The organism is Anaerovibrio lipolyticus (genome assembly GCF_021531495.1).
Lineage (GTDB): Bacteria > Bacillota > Negativicutes > Selenomonadales > Selenomonadaceae > Anaerovibrio.
On the sequence record NZ_JADYTY010000060.1, the window covers coordinates 1 to 2,311 of the forward strand.

At 31.4% G+C, this 2,311-nt stretch carries 4 protein-coding genes; 2 read left to right on the forward strand and 2 right to left on the reverse strand.

Annotation, left to right across the window (positions count from 1 at the left end; all coding sequences use genetic code 11):
* Positions 1 to 51 precede the first annotated feature (51 nt).
* Positions 52 to 231: a hypothetical protein gene (locus I6E26_RS10915; protein WP_235321895.1), complete on the forward strand. Its 180-nt coding sequence runs from the start codon at positions 52 to 54 to the stop codon at positions 229 to 231.
* A gap of 63 nt (positions 232 to 294) precedes the next feature.
* Here I6E26_RS10915 and I6E26_RS10920 read toward each other — a convergent pair whose 3' ends face one another.
* Both I6E26_RS10920 and I6E26_RS10925 read right to left on the reverse strand, forming a co-directional pair.
* Entirely contained in the window at positions 295 to 861 is a 567-nt protein-coding gene (locus I6E26_RS10920; protein WP_235321896.1) for a hypothetical protein, read from the reverse strand.
* 20 nt (positions 862 to 881) lie between these two features.
* Complete coding sequence (locus I6E26_RS10925) at positions 882 to 1,055, reverse strand: hypothetical protein (protein WP_235321897.1); 174 nt, start codon at positions 1,053 to 1,055, stop codon at positions 882 to 884.
* Between the two features lie 454 nt (positions 1,056 to 1,509).
* Between I6E26_RS10925 and I6E26_RS10930 the strand changes: the two genes are divergently transcribed.
* Complete coding sequence (locus I6E26_RS10930) at positions 1,510 to 1,797, forward strand: hypothetical protein (protein WP_235321898.1); 288 nt, start codon at positions 1,510 to 1,512, stop codon at positions 1,795 to 1,797.
* Positions 1,798 to 2,311 lie beyond the last annotated feature (514 nt).

Below are 2,311 nucleotides of genomic sequence, written 5' to 3' on the forward strand. Positions count from 1 at the left end.
ATAATATATATCCGGATGTATTAATACATATAGAAAGAGATTTAAATTTACATGAGAATAAAATTATTTGACAAACGTTATAATCGCAACAAGGATTTTTTGTATTGGCATGTAGATATTTGCACCGATGAACATTTTGTAGAGGATAAACTCCACGATTTTCATTGCCAGAAGAAAAATATTGTTACCGTGGACATTCTGCCCATGAATCTGCATACAGAAAACAAGTAAACCCACCAACATTTTCGCCGATGGGCTTATACATTGCTTCAAGAAACTATTCTCCGGGAGTTTTCAAAATTCTTTTACTCTTTCACCTTGTATTTGTAGTCTATTCAAAAAGTACACGAATTGATCTAATCCACTAATTTGATCATGCCCAATCATAATAAAATGATTTCGCTTATAAAATTCATGCAACTTATCTACAGGCTTACAATCAACGGCTATTAATCTACCTGACAAGCAAGAACTATACTCTCTAATTGTAGAAATCGCTGCCTGTAAAATTTCATCACCTGAAATCAACGATTTATATTGATCATTCTTTGCTAATTGCCCTATAAGATACACTGGGAGGCTATTTATTTTTTCTCTATTAATCTTACTAGAATACCCATCCAATTTCCGGATTTGATTATTAGATAAATTATCTGGTAACATCAATGTCTTTAACCCTATAGAAAAATAACCTAATATTGAAATTTTCTCATCCAATGCATCTTCGTCAATAAAAAGGTATGTCCGACTTTTAGATATCTGTTCATATAAAATAGCCCTTGTTGATAAAAATTCCTCTAAATCATTATTTTTCTTACAGGAAAACTCCAAAATTCCTTTATCTAATCTTTCTCTAAGCAACGGTATGCCTAATATATCTTTTAACGGGAACAGTATCTTTTTAATAGCATTTCCCCTCGCTCTCGCTCCTTTTTACCAACATATGGACTATCAGGAATTCTTGGCATTTTGGACATCTGATCTAAGGCATCGAAAAAACTATCCACGTATTCTTTTTTGAGCTCAAATTTGGAATCAAAACTTACAGTAGCCATATTATATCACTCCCTTCGTCAAGTTAATTATACCATTTAAACATAATAAACAAAAGTGGTATTTAAAGTATCCTCATAGTCAATACACATTGGGGTACATTTTGTAAATAAATCTTTAATATTGTTCCCCCATCTCACAAAATACACAATGTACTATGTCATGATTTCAAATTAGCTCCACATACATAAATATAGAAGAATAATAATTATACCAACATATACAAAATCCCTGTCATCTGTTTTCTCATTCCACTAACAAGTTCCCCTCTAGGTAAGGATATTTTCCATATAAAATAAATTTCCGCCAATTTTCCGCTGCATATAACTTTTATATTTATACACACTTTTATTTTTTTGATGATGTTAAATATTTTCCTTGCAATAAATTTAAAATTAGATTACAATAATATACAGTTGGATAAATTAATATATATGGAAAGGGATTTAAATTTACATGAGACTAAAATTATTTGACAAACGTTATAATCGCAACAAGGATTTTTTGTATTGGCATGTAGATATTTGCACTGATGAACATTTTGTAGAGGATAAACTCCACGATTTTCATTGCCAGAAGAAGAATATTGTTAATTGCTTCAAAATCTTCAGTATATGTAACTTCACCATGGATGTGGCCATTGCCAAAAACGACACCTACGAAAACTTTGAAGCAGAATTAAGAAAAAACGTACCAGGCATAACCCATATAACGGCATTACCAATTACCAGTATCATCAAATAATATAGGGAATACAAAATCCCTGTTAGGAGAATATCTATCATTGCTAAGCACGATAGCATAACTCTTAACAGGGATTTTTTAAGTCCCACCGGGTTGCGCTTAAATCAGAGGCGTGGTAAGTTCTATTCTTTAACAAAGGTATTTTCTTCACTGCGTTCCTTGCTTGCGAGAGTGCTGTCATTGCAGATCCTTCTTTGGGGAATAATTTCTTTGAATATTATATTGATTTGTACCCCAATAGTCAATATAAATTGGGGTACATTTTACAAATAATTCTTTAACATTGTTCCCCAATTTCACAAAAATACACAATATAGTATGCCATAATTTCAAATTAGCTCCACATATATAAATATAGGAGAATAGTAATTATACTATCGAGAGGATAAACTTCACGATTTTCATTGCCAGAAGAAAAATATTGTTAATTGTTTCAAAATCGGGAGTGTAAAATAGTTTGTGTAAAAAGTAATTGCGCAGATTTATTTTATGCCCCATACTGGGGTAAACAATT

What these genes read in the sequence shown, in the direction of transcription:
- I6E26_RS10915 (WP_235321895.1), top strand. Translation starts at nt 52, where the DNA reads ATGAGAATAAAATTATTTGACAAACGTTATAATCGCAACAAGGATTTT.
- I6E26_RS10925 (WP_235321897.1), bottom strand. Translation starts at nt 1,055, where the DNA reads ATGGCTACTGTAAGTTTTGATTCCAAATTTGAGCTCAAAAAAGAATAC.
- I6E26_RS10930 (WP_235321898.1), top strand. Translation starts at nt 1,510, where the DNA reads ATGAGACTAAAATTATTTGACAAACGTTATAATCGCAACAAGGATTTT.